Source organism: Streptococcus sp. 959, assembly GCF_013277075.1.
In the GTDB taxonomy this organism is placed as follows: Bacteria; Bacillota; Bacilli; order Lactobacillales; family Streptococcaceae; genus Streptococcus; species Streptococcus pseudopneumoniae_C.
This window is the reverse complement of the sequence record NZ_VMMF01000003.1, coordinates 119,616-134,407: the sequence shown is the minus strand read 5'-3', so window position 1 is coordinate 134,407 and position 14,792 is coordinate 119,616. Positions and strand designations below refer to the sequence as shown.

The following is a 14,792-nucleotide window of genomic DNA, read 5'->3' as shown; positions in this document are numbered from 1 at the left end:
GAACTGCGGGCTCACCTTTGCCAGTTACAACAGCTTCTGGTAATTCAGGTTGAACTGCAGGTTCGCCTTTATCACTTACAACTGCTTCGGGTAATTCTGCCTGAACCGCTGGCTCACCCTTGTCACTTACTACTGCTTCAGGTAACTCTGGCTGGATCGCTGGCTCACCCTTGTCGGTTACCAGAGTTCCAGCTTGTACATCCTTATGTTCTGCTAATTGTGATTGAGAATTTGAAGATTGTTTCTCTTCTTTTCTTGGATTCGTTAATTCTGTAGAAAGAGGGTTTTCAACTACTTGAACTTCTGTCGGCTTAGTTGAAGAAACAGTTTTTTCTTCCTGAATAGCCTGTACTGTTGATGGATGTTCTACAAAATTTGGTGTAACACTATAATCCACCTTTTGTTGTTTTGTAGGAGTGGCTACTGATTTTTCTTGATTATTTACTTTAGACTCAGAAGTCGTTTTCCCCTCTTTGATATATCCAATATATGTGTAACCTGAAATGGCTTTAGGAAGAGGTAATTTTTCTCCAGAGGTCAATTCATAGTCAGTATTGTAATTTAGCAAAAGATTATTTTCTAAAGCATGAGCGGATACAAGAACACCATTTCCTATTCCTGCAACCAATACTAAATGTAATACCGTTTTATTCTTAACTTTTTTCTTAGAAACGGCAAAAATTAAAATTCCCAGAGCTGCTAAGCTAGCACCAGCAACTAGGGCTTGCATCTCATTCTTGCTTCCAGTATTTGGCAATTCTCCCAGTTGATTTTGGGAATTTAATTTATAAACAAGATAATAAGTCTCATCATCATTCTCCACGTATGTCGGAATATCATAGACAAGCTTATTCTGCTCATCTGATGATAGCTCTGACTCTGTCACATATTTATAGTGAACACCTTTAGTCTCTTGAGCTTCTACAGATGAACTACCTAATACAGACATAAAAAATAAACTTGAAATCGTTGCAGATACAAGTCCTACTGATAATTTTCTAAATGAAAAACGCTGCTGTTTTTCACCAAAATACTTTTCCATTATTCCTCCTTGAAATAAAATTTATATTTATCTTACGAAGGCCTTTAATATATTAGCGTATTATCTATAAAAAAGGCATTACACTTTGATTATACTCTTAATTTACCAAAAAGTCTTAAAATTGCATTACGTTTTCATACTTTGTTTTATATATAAAATACCAAGCAATAATGTTTGCAATTCCCTATTATCTTTTTCCATAAAAGAAAACCCACCATGGCATTTCCACGGTAGGTGTTACTTATATCAATAATCGTTCTAAAAATGGTTTGAGACAGTTTAGGAGAATTCCTTCTATCCAGCTTTCTTGTGCTGAGGATAGGTGATCTGCCTGGAGGCTTTCTTTTAGAAAATTTCGGACTTGTTCTGGTGAGATTTCAAACTCAAAAGCTTTCATTTTATAGAAAAAGTCGACGAGATGATTTGACAGGTATGCGGTTGAAAAGGGAACTTCGCCACTTTTTCGATATTCTAATAAGAGCCGAGCAAATCGAGCTTTTTCTTCAGGAAGCTCACGGAAATAGGAATTGAGGAGCCAGGTCTGCTTCTGCTTTCTTTCAACTGGATCCTGACTCGCAATTCGTTGGTCTTTTTCCAACTCTTTTTGGTATTGTTTGGCCTTGATAGCCCGTTCTGTTCTATTTTTACCAAAAAGAATTTTCTCCCATTTTCGTTCTTCTTGAGTTAGGGTTTCTGTAAAGCCAAAGTAATCCTGATAAGCACGCTCTGCCGGTCCCATGGCTAGGACCAGATTGTCTGCATATTGTTTGGCGATTTTATCCCTCTTCTTACGCTCCTTCTCTGCCTGGATACGCAGTTCTTGTTCGTAATCAATTTTCTCCTTTCCTAATTTGACAAGGTAGAGTTGATCATCCGGTTTTCCAAGTAAAAAGGGTTTGATACATTTTTCAAGGACTTCTTCCATGCGAGCCTTTTTCTTTGGCTCTGCCTTGGTCCAACTTCCTCCCTGAAAGACTTCTAGGAAGAGGTGGTAGTCTTTCTCAGGCGAGAACTGATTTCCACGATTGGGTTTGAAAACACCTTTTTCCCAGAGCCACTTTAGAAGACGCTCGTCAAAGTCACTTTTATTGACCTTGATTTTCTCCTTTTTCTGGGCTTTTCTGGTCAGATTTTCAACCTTTCTAAGCAGTTTTTCTTCCTCTTCCAGTTGCTGGTCAAGGGACAATCGGTGAAAATGACGAACACAATCGCTACCGATTGGAAAGAGGCGTTTGCCTGTGACACCATTAAAGAGTTCGTAGGCGTATTTGATAGCATTTCCACAGACACAATTGCTACGGCCGATACCATTAAAAATCAAGGAAACTTCATTCCATTCCTTGGTAGCTTGTTCCCAAGTATCCGCTTTTGAAGCCTGTAAAACTGCATCGTGCAAGGCTTTTCTAACTGGAAGTGTCATGAGGTCTCCTTTCTAGATTATACTTTTACAACTTGAACCTCTTCTTTACCGAGTAGTATCAAGTATTTTTCAATATTTTCAATCGAATAGGCTCGTGATAAAGCCTCTTCGTATAGGGCTAATTGACCACGATAGCGGTCTATGAGTTGACTTGGCTCATCATAGCGGTCTGTCTTATAGTCAAAAAGAACGATTTTGTCCTCGTAAAGCAGATAGCCGTCCAAGATTCCACGGACAACGAAGTCTTCCTGACTCTTTTGGTCTCTTTTGAGCATGGAGAAAGGTTGTTCACGATAGAGATGGTTGGTATTGGCAAGAATTTCCTGACCAAGTGCTGTGTCAAAGAATGCAAGGATTTTAGCAATATTGATCTTGTCTTTGACAGTTTGGCTTGTTTGAACTTGTTTGAGAGTTTCTGTCAGGCTAGCAAGGGTTGGTTGTTGGCTGAGATCAATTCTCTGCATCAGTTCGTGGGTAGCACTACCAATCTCAGCTCCAGTTACCTTTTCTTTGGTTGAAAAATCTGACAAATCAAAGCTGATTTTCTTGTCTACTGACTGGCTTTGACCTGCAATCTCGACACCTTCCATATCCATAACTGGTTCGTAGAATTTCTTGATTTGACTTGGGGTTTGAACACTAGGAAGTTCAATGGCTGCACGATGAAGAGTATTATAGACTTCCACCTCTTTCAGCATTTCAAGAGCTTCTTTAATGGTTTCTGACTGACGATTGTCTGCTTGGGAGCTATCTTGGAGAGGACTCTTGTTTTCCAATTCTCCTATATCTTCTCTAGTCAACTGATCTTCACCAACAAAACGATAACTAAAGTTGAGATTGTCCTTGGCAAACGCTTTGGTAATAGCCCAAAGCCAATCTTGGAAATTCTTGGCTTGAAGTCTAGTGTTGCTATTTAGTTTTCCATTTTTAGCTGCTGGGTATTCCTTGGCTTCCAGCTTTTCACGAGAACCCTTACCGACAAGATAGAGCTTTTTCTCAGCCCTCGTCATGGCAACATACAGCAGACGCATCTGCTCAGAATAGCTTGCCAGATGCAATTCCTCTTCATTCTGTATATAAGTTAGGCTAGGAATAGAGAGTTTGATGGTTTTAGGATAGTGAGCTTCTACTGCTCCTGTCTCCATTTTAGCAATGTATTTGACACCTAGTCCATTTTTACGGCTGAGAATGACTTCTGACATGCTGTCTTGCTTGTTAAAATCCTGATCCATATTGAGAATAAAAACGTAAGGAAACTCCAGCCCTTTACTCTTATGGATAGTCATGAGTTCTACAGCATCCTTGGGCGGTGCGACTGCCACGCTTGCAAGATCGTGCTGGGCTTCTAAGACTTGGTCAATCATACGAATAAAACGCGATAAGCCCTTGAAATTACTCTTTTCAAATTGATCAGCACGCAGTGCTAGGGCATAGAGATTGGCCTGTCTAGCAGGACCATTTGGCAAAGCTCCAACATAGTCATAGTAAAAACGGTCGTTGTAAATCTTCCAAATCAAGTCATAGAGGGAGTGGGTTTTGGCATACGAGCGCCAAGAATCCAAGATATCCATGAATTGATTTAGTTTCTCCACTAAATCAGTATGAATCAAGTTTTTATGGCTAGCCACTTGTTTTTGAGTATTGACTAACTTCTCATAGAGATTCTCTTTAACTTTGTCCTCATCTTTCTGAAGTGACAAACGTGCTAACTCGTCCTCGTCAAATCCAAACATTGGAGACTTCATAAAGGCAACCAAAGCATAGTCTTGTAGGGGATTGTGAATGACACGAAGGGTATCCAGCATAACTTGCACTTCTAGAGATTGGAGATAATTGTTCTGCTCACCGTCAGTTTTGACAGGTATCCCGTACTCAGACAGGGCGAGGAGAATCTGGTCATTGCGACTGCGACTGGAGGTCAGAAGGGCAATTTCTTTAAAAGCAACACCTTTTTTCTGATGAAGTTTCAAAATCTCCTTGATGACTAATCGCATCTCACCTGTTAGTTTCGTTTCTGCCTGACTCTCTTCTTCCTCACCAGAATCGTCCTTATCGTAGAGGAGAAATTCCGCCTTGTTGTCTGGATTAGGAGTTAGTTTGCGATTGGCAAAAACAAGCTGGTGCATACTATCATAGTTGATTTCGCCGACTTCTTGGTCCATAAGGCGTGCAAAAACATCATTGGTTGCTGACAGCACTTCTGAACTACTACGGAAATTTTCTTTGAGGAGAATCAGCTTGCCCTCTTTTGGATTTTGCGCATAGCGTTGGAACTTTTCATTGAAAATCTGAGGATCTGCCTGACGGAAACGGTAGATAGACTGCTTGATATCCCCCACCATAAAGCGATTGTGACCATTAGACAGCAATTCCAACATCCGTTCTTGAATGTGGTTGGTATCCTGATACTCGTCGACCATGACTTCGTGGAAACGTTTCTGATAAGCCTCACGGACTTGCGGGAAATTCTCTAAAATCTCAATGGTATAATGGCTGATATCAGCGAATTCAAAGGCATTTTCCTGACGTTTGCGATGACGATAAGCCTCTACAAAATCCCTCATGAAAGTTTGGAAAGTCTTAGCCAGTTCCCATGTGTCTTCATGATACCGTTCTTGATAGTCGAGAATGGTTATCTGGTCCGCCAGTTGTCCTAGTTTAGCAAACTGGGTCTTTCTCTCTTCGTTGTAGGCATCGGCCAGTGGTTTCAAATCAGCCTTACGACTTGCATTTGTCAGAGCCCGACCGTTTTTCTCTTTAGAGATGGCGACAACACGCGCAAGCACTGCCTGATAAGCCTGACTATCAGACTCCTGATTTAAGGAGCCAATTTCATCCAGAATTAACTGAACATTTTCTAGATAAGCGGCCTTTGGAAACTCCTTGGCATCATTATCCAAATGATATCGGAAAAAGCTTTCCAAATCCCAAAGGGCTTGCTGGATTTGCTCAGTCAGTTTTTCTGTTTCACTGGTAAAATCAGCTTTTTCAAAGCCTTTGAGGAAAGAGTCCTTCAGCCATTTCTGAGGATTGCTGGTGGATTGGAGAAAGTCATAGATTTTATAGACCTGCTGGCGCAGACCACGTTCATCCTTGCCACGCCCAGCAAAGTTTTTCAGCAAATGACTAAAGGACTCTTTTTGTTTACCTTGGTAATGCGCTTCAAAGACCTCATGGAAGACTTCATTTTTTAGGATGAGTTGCTCGCTTTGATTTTGTAAAATACGGAAATTAGGCGCAATATCAATCAGATAGCCATGTTTTCCAAGGAATTTTTGTGTGAAGGAATCCATGGTTCCGATTGCAGCGTTAGGTAGGTCTACTAACTGGCGGCCTAAGTGTTGTTTGAGGTCAACATCATGGCTTTCTTGGATTTGTTGGCTGATTTTTTTCTCCAAACGTTCCTTAAGTTCAGTAGCCGCCTTAACGGTAAAGGTTGAGATAAAGAGTTGAGAAATTTCCACACCACGTGCTAATTGATCCAGAATACGCTCGGCCATGACAAAGGTTTTACCAGAACCAGCCGATGCTGAGACAAGGATATTCTGACCAGAAGTGTAGATGGCTTCAATTTGCTCAGCAGTTTTCTTTTGTTCCTTGCTCGAGTGCGCTTCTGCTTCTTGCAGTTTTTGAATTTCTTCCTCAGTTAAAAAGGAAATGGGCTTCATCGATTCAACTCCTCTCTTATTTTTTCAAACCAAGCTTGCTTGAGTTTTTCTCCGACCAGACGCTTGCCATCAGCGATGTCTAACTTCTCTAGGAAACGGGCTTGACCCAAGTGATAATTGGCTTCAAATCCTGTGATAGCTTGGTGTTGCTGAACATATGGAGCAATACTTCTGCCATTTTCAGTATAGGGATTGATGGCGAACTGGCCTGCTAAAATCTTCTCAGCTGCTTTCTTGTAAAGATAGGCATTGTAGTCCAGTAGGAGCTGGAATTCCTCATCTGTCAGCTGATTTGCCTTGTTTTTGTTGTAAAATTCGCCCAAATGACTGCTTTCTTTTTCTAAAAAGAGGCCTTGGTATTTCATTGACTTGCTGGATTCTACTACTGCTCCTGCTAGACTTTTAACGGACATCAGAGATTGGACTGGCTCAGCCATTTCCAAGTACATGGCACCGAAAAAGTTCTGCTCTCCTTCTCTTTTTAGGGCAGCTAGGTAGGTTGGTAACTGAGAATTGAGTCCATTAAAGAAATGCGGAAACTGGAACTGAGTCAGGCTGGACTTGTAGTCTACCACTCCTATCGCCCCATCAGCTTTTAAACGGTCAATCCGGTCAACCTTACCTCGTACAAAGACACTGCGACCATTGTCCAATTGAATAAAGGCTTGGTCTTTGCCGCCAAAATTCGCTTCCTCTTTGATGGTTTCGATAGCTGGATTGTGGCGGAGAATATGGCCAGTCGTCCGTGCCACATCAAGCAGAATTTCCTTGGTGAACTGGGCTTCCAAACTTTCTTGATAAATGGCTTCAAATTCGCGTTCCTGACTGGTTTCTTGAATAGCTTGTTCTAAACGTTGGTCAAAGGAATCTTCATCAGGCAGTTTCAAGGCCCGTTCAAAGATACGGTGCAAGAAATTTCCGTGACTACGGGCATCAGGACGTAGGCGTAATTCCTCCTGCAAGCCTAGAACATAACGGAGAAAATAACTGTATTGGTTACGGTAAAACTCCGTCAAACCAGATGTAGACAGGTAAAACTCCTGATCAGCAGGATAGAGCGCTTGTAAGGTATCCTTGGTCAACTGCTTACTACTTGGACTGCTTGGGAGGGCTGGATTTTCTAAACCTTGCTGGTCTAGTTTTTTACCCATCACACGCGCCAGAACTTTAATAAATGTCAAATCTTGCTCAGTCTCACTCATCTCGCCCTGCTGGTGATAGGCAACCAGGCTAGACAAAAGACTGTGATATGAGCCCATATCTTCCTTATCCAGCCCTTTGTGATTCATCCTCTTCTCTTTCCGACTAAATCCAAAATGGACTAGCTCTTGAATATAGGCAGATTCCTTACTTTCACTTTCATTAAAAAGGCTTGGAGCTGACAAGACCAACTGCTTGCGAGCAGAATTGACCAAGGAAAGCATGGTATAGCGATTTTTCTTGAGATTCTCACTGCTGGCAATCAGCAATTGCGCTCCATCTTCTGTCGCTTGGTTTAAGTTTTGTCTTTCTTCATCAGTCAAAAGACTGGTGTTTTGCGCAATTTTTGGTAAATTGTCCTGAGTCAGACCAATGGCATAGACAAAGTCAGCTGTCAGAGGAGCAATCAAATCATAGCTCTGCACCAGAACTGTGTCTACTGTTGCTGGAATAGTACGGTATTGAGATAGGCTCATCCCAGAATGAAGTAAAGCAAGGAAGTCCTCCAGACTAACTTGCGAACCAGAAAAAACAGTCGCAAATTGTTCTAAAACATGACAGAATGCCTTCCAAACTTCCGCTTGTCTTTCCTGTTCAAGAATTTCCATAGTGGCTGTCAAATCTTGCAACTGCTTGGTCACCGCTCCTTCTTTTAGAAAGACATTCCACTTTTGTAAGAAATTTTCAGCCTTCTGCTTTCGGCTGGCAAATAGGGGCTCAAGTGGTGCTAAAACTCTCAAACGAATGGCATTCAAGCGTTTCAAATCAAACTTTCCATGGTGGGATTTGGTGAAGGTTTGCTGAAAGGCTGGCAAGCCATTGATACCAAGATAGCGGATATATTGCTCAAATGAGTCAATATCAGCCTGACTAAGGTCGGTATACAAACCAGTTCTGAGGAGGTTAATCAAATCCTCCTGACGGAAACGATAGCGTTTCAAAGCTAAAATAGACTCGACAAACTGAGTTAAAGGGTGGTGCGCCATGGATTCGCTTCTACCAAGATAGAAAGGAATCTGATACTGGTCAAAAATAGTTTTAAGGGATAACTGGTAAGAAGCCACATCTCCCAGCAGAATACGAAAATGCTTGTAGCTCAGGTCTGGATCAGCATGTAATTTCTGACGGATACTACGGGCAACTAACTCCAACTCCTCCTTTTGCGTCAAACAAGACCAGATTTGTAAGTTTTCACGATCCTTCTCATCGACATCCAATGTTAATTCTGAAAAGTCATAAGAAGACTCCAACAAACGAGAGGCCTTGTCAAAACTATCCATCTTCTCATGAGTCTGAGAACAATCCTGAGCAGGTGTTTGGTATTTAGAGGCTAGATGATGGAAGAACTCCACACTGGCTTGGTAGAGATTCCCCTCGCTAAAAGGGCTGGTATAGGCTTTCTTACTAGCATAAACTCCAATGACAATCTCAACACCCTTGCCATGAAGCAAGTCCACAATCCGCTCTTCCTCGGCAGAAAAACGGGTAAAGCCGTCAATAACCAAGGAAATTTGAGTAAAATCACTACTTACTTTGTCATTCTCAATAGCCTCAATCAAATGGGACAACTGACTTCCTTGAGCCAACTGGCCTTGATTAAGATAAGCCGTTACCTTCTCAAAAATCAAGAGTAAATCCGCTCGCTTGTCCTCATCCGTCAAACTATCCAAGTCCAAAAAACTCATCTGAGCTTTGGTTATCTCGTGGTAAAGTTCAATCAACTGCTGGATAAATTGAGGGTCCTGCTTAATAGCACCATAAACACGTAAGTCCTTAGGATCGAGTTCCGCAAGGCACTTATAAAAGGCCATCCCAAGACCGATGTCATCTAGACTGGTTTTGACAGGTAGGTCATTCAAGACCAGATAACGAGCCATTTGAGCAAAGCGCGTGACGGTAATAGCAAAAGAAGCCTGCTGGGACAAGCATTCCAGCACGGCGCGTTCCTTTTCAAAAGAAAGAGAGTTGGGAGCGATATAGAAGACTCGCTTACCCGCGGCAACGAGCTCTTCCGCCTCTCTGGTCAGGATTTCTGTCAAAGAAGTCCGAATATCAGTATAAAGTAGTTTCATCTCAGCCTCGTTTGGTTTATCAAAGTTTCTTACTCTATTATAGCAAAGTTCGCTTCACAGACCAAATCCAAAATTCTAGTTGACAATCATTTAATTAGCAAATCAATCATGTTTCATCATCCACTTTCATATGCTGAAAGATATAGAGGAAAAAGTCTTTGGAAACTTCAAAATGTCCATAACGAAGTCGAGAAGTATAGTCTTTCCATTCAGGATGTTGTCTGGCTATTTCTATGGAGCAATCTTTGACCGGTTGATAATACTCAACATTTCGTCTAAAGGGAAAGAATCCTTCAAACTGCTCTACTTGATAGGCTTTGACATCAATAATTTTACCTACAGCCACAAAAGCCTGTAACTTGTCTTGACCGTTCATATCGTATTTTGGACTATAGTATAAAAGGTAGTCGCCTTTTTTCATACGATTTAAGGGGCCACCCTTTCCATGACAGACCTGGCAAAAATTCCCTTCAACTCCTCTTAAAACATGGTTCTTCGAAACAACTCCGACCCAATATCTAGGCATTTTTATCCTCCAACTCTACTAACATGCGATTAAAACCTTCTCTATCGTTAGAAAGTTTTTCAAAAAATTCTTCATCAATCCCCTCTACTAAGGGTAAAGCATGATTGACCTTCTCTGCGCCAGACTTCGTCACTGAGACCAGTTTTGCCCGACTATCCTTTGGATGTTGATCACGTTTAATGTAGTCTTTCTTCTCTAATAGTCTAACAATCTGGGAAACCGTCATAACATCCATACCGGTGAACCGAGCAATATCAACTTGCGTTACATATTCCTCTCTATTGCTCAGGAACAAGAGCGAGGTTAAAACGATAAATTGGGGCAAAGTGAGGCCAAGCGATTTCAAAACTCTTTTTAAGTTGCTTTCCCACTTGTTGTAGACTTTGATGAAAAGAAGGCCTGTAGATTCTGTTTCATCATTTTTGTAAATTGAATTAAAGTGATACTTTGACATTTTTTCTCCTTAAATATTAAGTATACATATTATATAAGAATTTATTTTGTTTTTCAAGAAAAGGAAAGTCGAATGTTACAATTCTGTCAGACATTTTATAGTCTATATGCTATAATAATACCAAAAGATAAAGAAGGAAGACCTATGATTAAACTACTAGCCTTGGATATGGACGGAACCCTCCTCAATGAAGCCAAGGAAATCCCACAAGCTCACATTACTGCTATTCACCAAGCTATCGAAAAAGGTGTCAAACTGGTACTTTGTACGGGACGCCCGCTCTTTGGTGTCCTCCCCTACTATCAAAAACTGGGACTTGACCTCCAGAATGAGTATGTTATTGTTAATAACGGTTGTTCAACTCACCAGACAAGTGACTGGGGACTAGTTGACTGGCAAGAACTTAGTCCAGCAGACATCGAATACCTCTATGACCTAGCTGAAAAAAGTGATGTTCAGTTGACTCTTTTTGATGAGAAGCATTATTTTGTCCTCGGTGGCAAGCCCAATGAAATCATTCAAAACGATGCCGAGCTAGTCTTTTCAGACCTGACTGAAATTTCACTAGAGGAAGCTACCAGTGGTAAGTACCGTATGTTCCAAGGTATGTTTTTAGGAACAGATAGTCAAACAGACGATTTTGAGCAGCGGTTTGCTGAGGAACTCTGCCAACGATTTAGCGGTGTTCGTTCGCAACCTGTCATTTATGAAGCTATGCCACTTGGTACGACAAAGGCTACTGCTCTATCACGCTTGGCTGAGATTTTGAAGATTGAGCCATCAGAAATTATGGCTATGGGCGATGCCAATAACGATATCGAAATGCTCCAGTTTGCAGGACTGGGCATTGCAATGGGAAATGCCAGCGATTATGTCAAATCCCTAGCTGATGATGTTACAGCAAGCAACGAAGAAGACGGCGTTGCGCGTGCCATTGAGAAATATATTTTATAATTAAGAAGCCCAGTTCATGTCAACTGGGTTTTGATATTTAAGAATTCCTAAAACTTTAGAAACTCTTTAGAAATGCTTGAGCTTTCTTTGATTTCTATGCTTTATACTAAAGTTATCAAAATAAATCAAAAGGAGAGAATCATGAAAACAGTACTTGACATTCATGGATTGTCCAAAAACTTTGCCAAACAAACTATTCTTCAAGATCTTCATCTAACGATAAGAGAGGGAGATATTTATGGACTTATCGGGAAGAACGGAGCTGGGAAAACCACCTTGATAAAAATCATTACGCAACTACTCTTTGCGGACAAAGGAACTGTTTCCCTCTTCTCCAGCAAAACGGAAAATGAGTGGAGCAAGTCTCTATCTCGAGTAGGTTCAGTGATCGAATCACCTGTAGCCCATAATCACTTAACAGCCTATCAAAATCTGAAATATTACTGTATGATTCGTCATATTCCAAATGCTGATCAAGTCATTCGAGAAACGCTGGACTATGTAGGCTTGTCAGATACAGGTAAAAAAGTCTTTCGTGATTTCTCGCTAGGAATGAAACAAAGACTTGGTATCGCCATTGCCCTTCTCTCCAAACCAGATTTCCTAGTCTTAGATGAACCTATCAATGGACTTGATCCAATTGGTATCAAAGAATTTCGTCTGATGATTCAACGGCTCAATCAAGAAAAAGGAATCACCATTCTCATTTCTAGTCATATCTTGTCAGAACTCTATCTCGTAGCAAATCGCTTTGGTATTCTAGATCAAGGCAAGATAATCCGTGAAATCAGCAAAGCTGAATTTGAAACACTAAGTGAGGATTATATTGTGCTTAAGACAGCTGATAAGGAGAAAGCTTGCCAAGTATTGAAAGAACAAATCCAGCTCCAGTTCAAGGTTGTTAATTCAGAAAACGAAATCCACATTTTTGGTCAGGAACAAGATGTCAAACAGATTCTTAAGAAATTAACCTTAGCAGATGTCGCTATTGACGAGATTTACTACGCCCGTCAAAACCTAGAAGAATACTTCACTCAATTGGTAGAATAGGAGGAAAATCATGATACATACCATTCAAGCAGACTTTTACCGTCTTTTCCGTTCCAAAGGATTCTGGATTACAGAGTTCATTCTCTTTTCTCTCATGCTAATGGGCGCAACTGTAGGAGCTACTGGCCATCTGATGGCAATCCAGACAGAAGAGCCAGAAATTCCAACCCATGGTTGGGACGGTGTACAAGCCCTGATTAACGCATCTAGTCAAGGTTCAAACCTCGTTTTTCTCTGTATTATTCTAACTTGTCTAGTTCTCGGTGTTGATTTAATCGGAAAGCTCTATAAAAATAGTTTGACAGTAGGGGTTTCTCGTACAGAGTTTTTCCTTGCCAAAGCCTTTGTAGTGGCTTGTATTGCACTTTTGCAACTTATCATCAGCCTTGTGATTGCCTTTATTCCAGCAACTATCTTAAATGGATTTGGAACTATGCCTGATGGCTTTATTGGCAATCTACTGATAACCATTTCCCTTCAATTCCTTTGCCTCCTTGCTTGGCTTTCGATTGTTTCCTTCATTCTCTATGTTAGCCATTCTTATCTTGCAGTATTTATTGGTTACTTGGTCAGCTCTATCTTACTTTCTATGCCAATGCTCATCTTCCCAAGTATCAAAATTTTGCCATATTTATCATTGCAGTTTTTCTATGCCATGACTGCTAATAGTGAATCCATTTTCTATACCCTTATAGTTACCTTAGCTGTTATTCTAATCTTTAATCTAAGTGGACTGGCAGTTTTCAAAAAGAAAAGTCTATAAAAAATGACCTCCTCTAGCCTACAGAGGAGGTTTCTTTTCGTTAAAAATAAATGAAAACCGATAACCACTGCCCATCTGTGCTCAGTTTCATCTCTGTACCGAGAAGATGACATAATTCCTCAGTGATATAAAGGCCTAAACCAGAGGATTCTTCCGTGTCTGATAGATTTTCAGAATAAAAACGATTGCTGAGATTTTCTATTTTTTTGATGGGCTGTTTAACAAGGTTTGCAATCTCTAAGACAAGCTGTTCCTGTTCCTTTTCCTTTTTCAAAGATAGCCGCGCTTCTTCCTTGCCATGCTTGAGGACATTTCCAAGTAAATTTTGTAAAATACGATCCAGCAAGTCTTCATCAGTCCTCGTTGTTAAACCAGCTTCAACCTTAAAATCAAGCGTGATATTTGCCGCCTGAAAAACATCATAATAAGCCAAAGTCTTTTTGGTGATAAAAGCTGAAAGTTCTACTTCTTCCAGTTTTGGCTTGACAGCTCCTTCCATCAAGCGACGGTATTCTAGGAGAGCCTCCAAACGTTTGGAAACTAAATCAAGATGCTGGGCTACTTTTTGTAAGGTTTCTCCTTTGTTTTCAGGAGACTTTATCAATTGTTGGGTGTAGCCTGACGCGATAGTCAAAGGCGTCCGAATATCATGGGAGATATTGCTGATGGCCATATCCAGAGTCTGCTTTTCCCTTTTCATCACTAACCGAGATTGTTCCACTTCCTGAAATAGATTCTCAATCTGCTGGTAGAGCTGTAAAAAATGTTTGGAAAAAATGCTGACTCCGACTCTTTTCATACTACCCGTGAGAATCTTGTCTTCAATCTGTTGACTCAGGCTTTCAAGAGCTAGATGATATCGAATCAATGTAATCGATAAAATAATTAGGAGAACCAGTAGGACAAAGATTATCATGTAGGTCATTGCTTATCTCCTTTTAATCTTACCCCAACTCCCCAAATGGTTTCAATATATTCTTGATTTGGATCCAGCTGGTTTAATTTTTTACGAAGATTACTCAAATGCGTATTGAGGGTATTATCTCCAGGCAGATAGCTCTCTTCCCATACCAATTCATAAAGTTCTTCCTTGGTGAAAATTTTCTTAGGATGTTTGAGGAGAGTTTGGAGAATCAAGCATTCTTTCTTGGCAAGGCGAATCGTTTCCTGACTATTTTTGATTTCAAAACTTTCTGCATCAAACTGGATATTTTTCAAGTTTTGTGGCAGATTTTCAGTTTTTTCTATTTCCATAGGCTGTTTTTCTACGTTTTGACGTAACTGAACAGTAACTCTAGCAAAGACTTCGTCCAAATCAAAAGGCTTGACGATGTAATCATTGGCACCGTCTAAAAGGTATTGACTGATAAGTTTTTTATCACTCAAAGCCGTTAGCATAATGACTGGAATTTGACTTTGTTCCCTGATTGCTTTTAAAACCTGATCCCCATTTTTCCCAGGAAGCATGATATCTAGTAAAACGAGGTCAATCCCCCCTTGGTCAAAACGCATGATTCCTTCTGTACCAGAAAAGGCTTGAATCACCTCATGCTCCTCAGTAAGAAGAGTTCGCAAAATCTCTTGAATGTCACTATTGTCTTCAATAACCAGTATCCTAGCCATAAATACCAACCTTTCTGCAA

The 14,792-nt window shown here is 40.6% G+C and carries 11 protein-coding genes; 3 read left to right on the top strand and 8 right to left on the bottom strand.

What is annotated here, in order from left to right; all coding sequences use genetic code 11:
• From HT717_RS09845 to HT717_RS01425, 6 genes are all read right to left on the bottom strand, one after another.
• On the bottom strand, positions 1-1,042 hold a 1,042-nt coding region (locus HT717_RS09845), incomplete at its 3' end, for a YSIRK-type signal peptide-containing protein (protein ID WP_240149495.1).
• Positions 1,043-1,283: 241 nt separating this feature from the next.
• The gene (locus HT717_RS01445) at positions 1,284-2,462 is read right to left on the bottom strand and encodes a hypothetical protein (protein ID WP_049539325.1); all 1,179 of its coding nucleotides are present in this window, start codon (positions 2,460-2,462) and stop codon (positions 1,284-1,286) included.
• Positions 2,463-2,479: 17 nt separating this feature from the next.
• A complete protein-coding gene (addA, locus tag HT717_RS01440) occupies positions 2,480-6,130 on the bottom strand; it encodes a helicase-exonuclease AddAB subunit AddA (RefSeq protein WP_173304201.1) in 3,651 nt (1,216 codons plus the stop codon).
• Positions 6,127-9,402, bottom strand: coding sequence for an ATP-dependent nuclease subunit B (rexB, locus tag HT717_RS01435; RefSeq protein WP_049539327.1), 3,276 nt, complete (start codon positions 9,400-9,402; stop codon positions 6,127-6,129). Before rexB ends, addA begins: the two co-directional genes overlap by 4 nt.
• Positions 9,403-9,508: 106 nt before the next feature.
• On the bottom strand, positions 9,509-9,928 hold the full coding sequence (locus HT717_RS01430; protein WP_020900817.1) for an EVE domain-containing protein: 420 nt from the start codon (positions 9,926-9,928) through the stop codon (positions 9,509-9,511).
• Positions 9,921-10,382 (bottom strand): MarR family transcriptional regulator, encoded by a 462-nt coding sequence (locus HT717_RS01425; protein WP_049487180.1) that lies wholly within the window; start codon positions 10,380-10,382, stop codon positions 9,921-9,923. The genes HT717_RS01430 and HT717_RS01425 overlap by 8 nt, the downstream gene beginning before the upstream one ends.
• Before the next feature lie 144 nt (positions 10,383-10,526).
• Between HT717_RS01425 and HT717_RS01420 the strand changes: the two genes are divergently transcribed.
• From HT717_RS01420 to HT717_RS01410, 3 genes are all read left to right on the top strand, one after another.
• On the top strand, positions 10,527-11,336 hold the full coding sequence (locus HT717_RS01420; protein ID WP_049539329.1) for a Cof-type HAD-IIB family hydrolase: 810 nt from the start codon (positions 10,527-10,529) through the stop codon (positions 11,334-11,336).
• A gap of 141 nt (positions 11,337-11,477) precedes the next feature.
• Positions 11,478-12,386: an ATP-binding cassette domain-containing protein gene (locus HT717_RS01415; protein ID WP_173304199.1), complete on the top strand. Its 909-nt coding sequence runs from the start codon at positions 11,478-11,480 to the stop codon at positions 12,384-12,386.
• Between the two features lie 10 nt (positions 12,387-12,396).
• Positions 12,397-13,149, top strand: a complete 753-nt coding sequence (locus HT717_RS01410) for an ABC transporter permease (RefSeq protein WP_049539333.1) — start codon at positions 12,397-12,399, stop codon at positions 13,147-13,149.
• 40 nt (positions 13,150-13,189) lie between these two features.
• Here HT717_RS01410 and HT717_RS01405 read toward each other — a convergent pair whose 3' ends face one another.
• Together HT717_RS01405 and HT717_RS01400 are read right to left on the bottom strand one after the other, a co-directional pair.
• Complete coding sequence (locus HT717_RS01405; RefSeq protein ID WP_173304197.1) at positions 13,190-14,074, bottom strand: HAMP domain-containing sensor histidine kinase; 885 nt, start codon at positions 14,072-14,074, stop codon at positions 13,190-13,192.
• Positions 14,071-14,772: a response regulator transcription factor gene (locus tag HT717_RS01400; protein WP_173304195.1), complete on the bottom strand. Its 702-nt coding sequence runs from the start codon at positions 14,770-14,772 to the stop codon at positions 14,071-14,073. Before HT717_RS01400 ends, HT717_RS01405 begins: the two co-directional genes overlap by 4 nt.
• Between the last annotated feature and the right edge of the window lie 20 nt (positions 14,773-14,792).